Annotated in this window: 7 protein-coding genes and 1 pseudogene; 3 read left to right on the top strand and 5 right to left on the bottom strand. The window is 36.8% G+C overall.

Annotated features, from left to right (window positions below):
• The coding region (locus tag ABLA76_RS09035) for a transposase (RefSeq protein WP_348987671.1) at positions 1-312 on the top strand (312 nt) is incomplete at its 5' end.
• A 164-nt stretch (positions 313-476) separates the two neighbouring features.
• Here ABLA76_RS09035 and ABLA76_RS09030 read toward each other — a convergent pair.
• The 5 genes from ABLA76_RS09030 to ABLA76_RS09010 form a co-directional block, all read right to left on the bottom strand.
• On the bottom strand, positions 477-1,913 hold the full coding sequence (locus tag ABLA76_RS09030) for a 4-hydroxyphenylacetate 3-hydroxylase N-terminal domain-containing protein (RefSeq protein ID WP_348987670.1): 1,437 nt from the start codon (positions 1,911-1,913) through the stop codon (positions 477-479).
• Between the two features lie 36 nt (positions 1,914-1,949).
• A complete protein-coding gene (locus ABLA76_RS09025; RefSeq protein ID WP_348987669.1) occupies positions 1,950-3,050 on the bottom strand; it encodes a hypothetical protein in 1,101 nt (366 codons plus the stop codon).
• A gap of 144 nt (positions 3,051-3,194) precedes the next feature.
• Positions 3,195-4,595, bottom strand: a complete 1,401-nt coding sequence (locus ABLA76_RS09020; RefSeq protein WP_348987668.1) for a tryptophanase — start codon at positions 4,593-4,595, stop codon at positions 3,195-3,197.
• Between the two features lie 52 nt (positions 4,596-4,647).
• The gene (locus ABLA76_RS09015; RefSeq protein ID WP_348987672.1) at positions 4,648-5,325 is read right to left on the bottom strand and encodes a DUF6875 domain-containing protein; all 678 of its coding nucleotides are present in this window, start codon (positions 5,323-5,325) and stop codon (positions 4,648-4,650) included.
• 34 nt (positions 5,326-5,359) lie between these two features.
• Complete coding sequence (locus ABLA76_RS09010) at positions 5,360-6,877, bottom strand: MFS transporter (RefSeq protein WP_348987667.1); 1,518 nt, start codon at positions 6,875-6,877, stop codon at positions 5,360-5,362.
• Between the two features lie 94 nt (positions 6,878-6,971).
• Between ABLA76_RS09010 and ABLA76_RS09005 the strand changes: the two genes are divergently transcribed.
• Entirely contained in the window at positions 6,972-7,868 is an 897-nt protein-coding gene (locus tag ABLA76_RS09005) for a LysR family transcriptional regulator (protein ID WP_348987666.1), read from the top strand.
• 495 nt (positions 7,869-8,363) lie between these two features.
• Positions 8,364-8,624: pseudogene (locus tag ABLA76_RS09000) on the top strand (transposase); the annotation flags it as partial.
• Between the last annotated feature and the right edge of the window lie 31 nt (positions 8,625-8,655).

Here is an 8,655-nt window from a genome sequence, read left to right as displayed (position 1 = left end):
TTGATGGCATTTACCCAGCACAAGAAGTCGCTTTCCTGCGTGAAGAGTGTGTTAGCCGATGGCGGTTATACCGGAGAAACCTTCGCGGAGGGTGTGCATCATATATTGGGTGCGACGGTCGAAATAGCCAAACGCAGTGAACTCCATATTTTCAAGGTGATACCCAAGCGGTGGGTCGTCGAACGTTCATTTGGTTGGCTGGAAAAATGTCGACGATTGTGGAAGAACTGTGAGAGGCATTTGAATACCAGCCTTCAGTTCGTCAATCTCGCATTCCTTGTCGTGCTGTTGCGTAGAAAAAATACTGAATAAGCTCTTAGGTGACTGGGCAACTCTACTCACCCAAAGCCCGATTTTCAGTAACACCTTAAACAAAATCTTGGTTAAATTACGCCAGCATGGTGGCACTGGCGCTTGTCATGATATAACTACTCGTGTGAGGTGAGAAAATGGCAAACAATAAACATCAACACACACTAAAAAGTTTTTATATTTTCAACTAATGCTCTTGAAAAATTCCAGTCATAATGTTTGTATAGACGATCTAACGTAGCAAATTTAGCGCCAGAATAAAACATTTCATATTGCAAGTGCCTTGAAGCGAATTCTGAACCAATAGCATCCCAAACCAATTTCATAAGTCTAATTCTATCAGTAGGTGACATGACTGATGAGTACTGTGTTTTTTCAACAAAGCTAAATATTTCATTATTTAGTAAGTCATACTCACTTGATGGCAGCATAATTACTCCACCTCCTGCCAGTTTTCTGATAATATTTATCATCTTAGGATAAATAGATTGTGCTATAATTTGGCAGGCATAGAGCTGAACTTGATCTGGAATATAAAAACCATTATGGACGTTAGGATTATAAATTAAGTTTTTAAATAATCCTTCAATATTCATCGCATAACAAGCTAATTCCGCAAGATTTTCTTTAACAGAAGGAAATTTATCAATCCCATTGGTTTCTGCCATTTTCTGAGCTAATCCAGTAAGAAAATGCAATTTCACCGCATATCGAGCTTGGCTTTGTGTATCCATCAAAACCTCTGCACCAGTTGAATGAAATTGTTTACGACACATATCAGTGTCTTCAAAAATAAAGACCCGTTCCCAAGGAACTAGTACATCATCAAAATAGACAATAGTATCATTCTCATCAAACTGGCATGATAATGGATAATCTTTTGGATGCCCTGCGACTAACTCGTAAGAACGTCTTGATATAATCTTAATTCCTTCAGTACTTAGTGGCATCGCAAACGATAAGGCATAACGTTCATCGACACCAGATTTGAGAGGATTTTGTACACCAATAAAAATTTCATTTGCAAGAGGAGCTGCTGTTGCAAGCATTTTTCCACCTCTCACAATAATTCCTTTAGAGTTTTTTTCAACTAATCCAAGTGAGTGATAAATATCCTTTGTATGCTCACTTGGCATCTTTGAACGATCTCCCTGTGGGTTTACTAGAGCATAAGTCAAATAAAGATCATTTTCACTTACATAGGTAAAATAGTTTTTTAATGCATTAGAACGTTCTTGTGAGTAAGATTCAAATACTTCAATATGAGTCATCATTCCAACAAGTGCAGATGCCACATGATCAGGACTCCTACCTATCCAACCAGCGCTCTGCATAGCATAATCATAAGCTGTTTGGCCACGTGCTATAAGTTTTTCATGTGAAGAAGGAAGTTCCCAGTGACGAGCAATCCGATGACCTTCCCTTGTCAGGAAGGTCATTTTTTCAAAATTGAATTTCTGATAATCATACAGATTAGCAACTGTCCTAATGGCATTCTTAAATGCTGGATGATCAACGTGATTAGTGATTTTTTCTCCATTGATAAAAATGGTACGTCCATCACGTAAATCATCAATATATTTATCCCCAGTTCTTATCATCTTTTCTGCTCTACCCTATTAGTTAATTAACTAGTTTTAAAGATCAAGAAAAGAAATCTTTCTATTTAGTATTGAACGACCAACATATAAAGAAAATTGCTCCCATTGAGCTCCAACATGACTGCGATACATTTGTGTATCATTAAAATATTCAAGAATAGGTGCACCTTTTAATGTTGCTGATGATCCTGCATTCCGAAAAAGTATATCAACACTTTCACACGCCAAACGACCAGCTTGCTGCAATAAACCCCATAAACGTAGATTTTCATCTACAGTCATAGGTGATCTATCGTATTCCCAACGCTGACAAAATGAAGCATATTTATCGAATACATTGAATAAGATAGCTTCTGCCGAATCCGAAAGTAGCATTGCTAATCCAAGTGTACGGGAAAATACTATTTCGTTAATATCACCTGGTTTCTCGTATTTTCTAAATTCTTCAAGAGCAGCTTTACTTGCACCAACAATAGGAACAAGTATATTTGCATGGTAAGGTGCCATTAAGTACCCTAAATACATGGAATTTTTATGTATTCTTGTTCCTTCTGTACCATTCTCAACTCTTTGGTCGGCATAAAATCCTCTAAAAGGAGCAGACATTTTTTCCGGCACAAATACCGATGTAAGGCGTACACTATTTGAACCACTAGCCCACATACCCAATGTCTTATGTTCCCCCCAATCATTCAGTATTTCAAAATCACATCTAGGAATAATGAAATTCATGGAACACTTATCACCATTACCCAAATCACAAATAGAATTGAGAATGACATGCGTTGCATAAGTAATACCACTGCAATAAGGAAAGATACCGTCAAGAATATATCCTTTCTTAACTCTCTTACATGTACCCGCTGGAAATGCCTTATGAGCCGCAATAAATTGTTTTCCGGTATCAAATAACTCATCTTGTACATATTCAGGCCAATGAGAAGCAACCAAGAAAGAATGGGAAGCACCCAAAGTTAAATTCCAACCCAAAGAAGGATGTCCTTCTGATATTACAAGCATTATTTTATAATATTCAGAAAGCGAAAACTCCAATCCCCCATATTTTTTATGGTTGTAGTAAGCGGTAAAACCCTTGCTCCATGAATAAATTATGTAAATCTTGAGAGTAAGTTCCAATCTTATTATGTTCTTCTCGTTTTTCCCGGAGGCATTCTTTCATATCCAGAGCAATACTATGAAATTTAGAAAATAATAATGGCGTAGTATTGTTAGATTTTTCTGACATAGAGTTCATTATAATCTGCATTTTTAAACCCTTTATTATCTATCTATTTCCCTGAAGTGAGCAGTAAATTGCCTTAATATTTTAGGTTCATATTTAAAATCAAGAGGTTTTAAAATGTCAGCATTTTTAACAACTTCAATTAAAGAATCTGCGACATAATCAATATGGCTGTTAGTATAGGTCCGACGAGGAATAGTTAACCTCATTAATTCAAATAATGAAGGTTCTTGTTGTCCACTGATTGGGTCTCTGCCCATCATCAATGAACCAATCTCCGTAGCTCTCACACCACTTTCTAAATAAAGAGCATTACAAAGTACTTGAGCAGGAAAGTTTTCTGGTTTTATATCTGGGAATATTTTACGGGCATCTACAAATACAGCGTGTCCACCTACAGGTGTCTGAATTGGAATACCCGCTTTTAATAATTTACTTCCTAAATATTCAACTTGAGAAATTCGGCTACGTAAATGATCTTCGCTCAATGCTTCTTGAAGACCAATAGCCATGGCTTCTATATCACGGCCAGCTAACCCTCCGTAGGTTATAAATCCTTCCATTGGTACACATCTTATCTGTACTTCTCTAAACAAAGACTCATCATTACGAAAGCAACATAACCCGCCAATATTTACCATACCATCTTTCTTTGCAGACATTGTAAATATATCTGCTTTACTAAATATCTCTTTAACTATTTGTGAAATTGTTTTATCAGAAAAATTTTTATCGCGTTGTTTTATGAAGTAAGCATTTTCCGCAAATCGAGCCGCATCAATGATCACAGGTATACCAGCACCTTTCGCCATTTCTGCAGCAGAACAAATATTATCCATAGATAATGGTTGTCCACCAACACTATTACAAGTAATAGTAATCACTATAGCCACAATATTTTTTCTATTATTTTTAATTTCATAACCAAGACTATTTAGATCAAAATTCCCTTTCCAATCATTATATATGTCAGTCTGTAAAGCAGAAGGGCAGATAAAATTTTTGACTTTAGCTCCCGCCATTTCTACATGAGCTTTAGTTGTATCAAAATGGTGATTAGATATAAAAATTGGTTCAGAGGCTCCACTTTTTTTGGCTAATTCTACAAGGTGTGGGAATAATATTTGCTCAGCTCCTCTGCCTTGGTGCACAGGAATTGTATATTGATAACCAAACACTTCTTCGACAGTTTTTGATAGCTTATAATAGCTCTTGCTACCGGCATAAGACTCATCTCCCAAAAAGATCCCTGCCCATTGTCGATCACTCATAGCTCCTGTACCACTATCAGTCAATAAATCTATAAATACATCCTCCGCTCTTAAAAGAAACGGATTTAATCCGGCTGTTATCAAGGCACTTTGACGTTCAGCTCTAGTTATCATTTTAATTGGTTCAACCATTTTAATTCGCCAAGGTTCTGGTATAGATTTAGACATATATACTTTCCTATAATAAGTAATAGATATTAATATAGATTTTTCATTGAAATTATAAAAATGACTTCAATACTGAAATCTGTTTTTCGCCAAGCTCTATCTTTTTATTATTCAACATTTTTTCTATAGCTATAAATCCTTTTTCTCCATATTTACGAATATATTCTGAAACATGTTCTTTTGATTCAGAAAGGAATGCTATATCAAATTCTAACATCTCTCTGACAACCAATAACGGTACAGGAGAACGTAATGGTTTAAAATTAGGGTTCCTCAACCCACCTTTAGAACAAAGATTAAAAAACTCACCCAACATCAATCCATTACGCAAAAAAAGTGGTTTCATTTCATGATGCAAACGAGCAATATTTTCTTCAGGGGAAATATCACTCCATATACTAACAATTGTTTTAAATTGCGTTGAATCACCAGTGCGAGGTTCCTTATCAAGAAATAAATTTAAAAGATTAAGGATATGCTTTTTAATTTTATCCTCAGTCATTCCTTTTGTTTTTACTTCAGTAATCCAAAATGTTTCTTTTTTCATAGATGTAGGAGAAAAGGGGCAAACAACACCTGACCTTCCCAAATCAGTATGTGGATTGCATAAATAATCTATACACCACTGAGCTATAGTTTTTATATCTCTTGTATCTGTCTCATCTGGTAACAATATAACTTCTGATATAGGAATAAGTTTTGTCGCACAAGATAATGAGTTCAAATTCATATCCACAATAAAGTCTCCTGACTAAATTTTCATATCAAAATTGATTAGAGTTAATAGCTGCCTTTTCATTTCTCAATGTTATAAAGCAAACAATAACAGACAGCATTGTTATTCCCATTAATGTATATACCAATACACTAAATGAATCGCTATAAATAGCTAGTAGTTCCTGCTCAGATAGATAAATAAATGAGTCTCTAGCATTATCAAAATTACCTGTTGTCAAATTACTTGCTGCTGTAGAAATCACATTGTGAGATTGTTGAGAAACTTGCTGTAAATTCATCTGTAGAAGAAAATTTAACATTGCTAGTGCGCCTGCAACACATATTGCCTCACCACAAGCTCGCATCGTCGTAAAAATGCCTGTTGCCATTCCTGCTCGCTCTATAGGAACTGCTCTAATTGAAAGATCATCCATTAACCCCCACGGAAACCCAGTTCCAATCCCTATTAACATCAGTGGAAAAATTAACTCTGTTGATTGTGCTCCAATAGGTATATTTGCTAACCATGCTAACCCTACTGCTGCACATAATAAACCAATACACGAAAGTGTTGGCGCTGAAAACCAGCGAGTTAACAATGCCGCAAGAAAAGGAACAACAAGCATGGGAGCCGATAGTGCGATCATGACTTCTCCTGCTTTAATTGCACTATAACCTTCAATACCAATTAACCGAATTGGGAATAGAATAAGTAACACAATAAAACAAACCGCGGTTGCCAGTGGTAAAAATTGTACTCCGACAAATTTTTTAAACCGAAAAAGCGATAGATCTAGCATTGGACGGGCATGTGATAATTCACATTTAATAAAAATAAACAACATCATGATGGAAGCACTGAACAATGCAATAACAGAAGTACTTCCAATACCACTCTGCGGAATTTGCATAATACCGAATGTTAGTAATACTAAAAATGCTGTAAAACTAAATACACCTTTAATATCGAGTTTTACGGCGTTGGGATCGCGCGATTCACGCATCTGAATAACACCAATGACCAGTGCCACACCACCAAACAAAGCTCCCAGTAAAAATACAGACCTCCAGCCAAATACTTCTATTAGAGTACCTGATATCACGGGCCCAAATGCCAAACCCACACCAAAAGCTGTTCCTAATAAACCAAAAGCTTTTGTTCTTGCCCTTCCATCAAATTCCTGAGCTAATGCGGCATTCCCTCCAGCCATCGTCAAAGCGGCAAAAAAGCCTTGTATTCCACGCAATAAATCAAGAAAAACAACACTGCTCGCAACACTAACAATAAGAGAAAATAGTGTGAACCCAGTTATACCACCCACGAACATCTTCTTGCGTCCATATTGGTCAGCTAACGCTCCCGCTGCCATGACAGCACTACCAAAACTTAACGCAAACGCATTGATAACCCAAGATAATGCAATCGCACTACCTCCTAATTCAGATTGGATAGCAGGTAAAGCTACAGCTGGCCCTGTATATTCAAGAGGTAAAATCATCCCAGCGATACAAACAGCAGCTAATACCCAATAGCCACGCCATGGTTTCTTATTTTCTACCCGCATACCATATCCTCATCAAAATTTTAATAATTTGATTTTACTTATATAAGATCATAATAATATTGCTATTTGCTCAAATAAAAATTGTGGAAATAACATGAATCATGATCTGGCTCTCTGGCATCTTTTTTTTCGGATTGTTGAAAAAGGAAGTTTGATAAAAGCAGCAAAAGATTTGCGATTAGATCCCTCTGTTGCGAGTCGGCGTTTAGCTACTCTTGAACATCAGTTAAAAGTTCAATTAATTAATCGTTCAACTAGGAAATTAAGCCTGACAGATGCAGGAATGCTGGCTTATGAGAAAATGCGCCCTTTACTAAATGAAGTAGATAGTATCTTGAGTGATATCAGCGGTAATTCACTAGCGGGTAAAATTAAAATTACTGCCCCAGTAAATTTTGGCGAACACTATGTCACACAATGGCTAACGATATTTCAGCACAAAAACCCAGACATTATATTTGACTTAGTTCTTTCAGATAATTGTCTAGATCTCCGGCAAGAAGGAATTGATCTTGCAATCCGAATTGGAGAATTATCAGTCTCAACATTAGTCGCTAAAAAATTGGGTAATATTTCTGGGGTATTGTGCGCAAGCCCTGCATATCTGACCAAATATGGAACTCCACTGCACCCACAAGATCTGACAAAACATAAATCTATTATTTATTCACTGCATCAAAATGCCTACCCAGCTCGCTTACAGTTATCCTGTAATGGGCACATAGAACGAGTAGAGCTGTCCAGTAGCTTTCACCTTAATAATGTGGGAGCAATTTACCAAGCAGTATGTGACGGAGCTGGTATTCATGCAGGCCCAATGTGGTTATTCAATAAGGCTATTCAAGATGGAAAGCTAATCAGACTATTATCCGATTGGACTTTACCCATACTTCCTGTTCATCTTTTAAGATCACAAAATAGTTATGTCCTCAACCGAATAATTGCATTAAGTGATTGGATTGAAAAATGTTGGCTAACCGAAGGAATATAATAATGGAGCATATATCTCTATCAATACTAAACTACCACCGACTAAAGTCGGTGGGTTAGCGCAGCCAGGACTGACGACTGAAAGTCGTCAAACCGTCCTGTCTAAACGTGCATACATCAAAATATTTAAGTTCAAGGTCACCGTCTAAAGACGGTGGTTTTAACCTTTCATATGGAAAAATAAACACGATCCTGCTAAACAACTCATTAATTTTCATTTTCTTTATATTTTCTTATTACATTTAGATCTAAATAAAATAATAAACAATTGGTCACTATCATTATCCTTGATAAATCAAATGTATCATAAGTTTTAAATAGTGAAGATGATTTATTATTTATACATAAGCGGGAATTCACATAATAAGTGTAACGCTCGAAAGGAAATTTGGGCAGAGTTAGCTACTGATCATAAAAGGGTCGGTAACTCACTTGCTGCTGACAGCCTATTCAGAATCTTTTTCAAACGTGACTATTTTTCCTGTATCCTATCGGAGTGAGAAAAGCCTATATTAGTGATATCAGTCGAGACGTTTTTCAGGAAATTGAACCCTTGTTGCTCAGCAGTCGAAAACGCACACGTCCCCGAAAAGTCGATGTGTATGACGTGTTTTGCGCACTGCTGTACCTACTCAAGAGTGGTTGCCAGTGGGATATGCTCCCCAGTGATTTCCCCAGTAAGAGTACCGTGTACTACTATTTCAAACTTTGGACAGAGAGACCGTCAGAAACGGAGCCAAGCCTGCTGGAGCAGGCGTGAAAACAATGCGGTTGGCGAGGCCCGCAGC

Source organism: Xenorhabdus sp. SGI240, from assembly GCF_040081915.1.
GTDB lineage: Bacteria > Pseudomonadota > Gammaproteobacteria > Enterobacterales > Enterobacteriaceae > Xenorhabdus > Xenorhabdus bakwenae.
The sequence above is the reverse complement of the archived record's forward strand: the minus strand, read 5'-3'. Positions and strand labels throughout refer to the sequence as shown.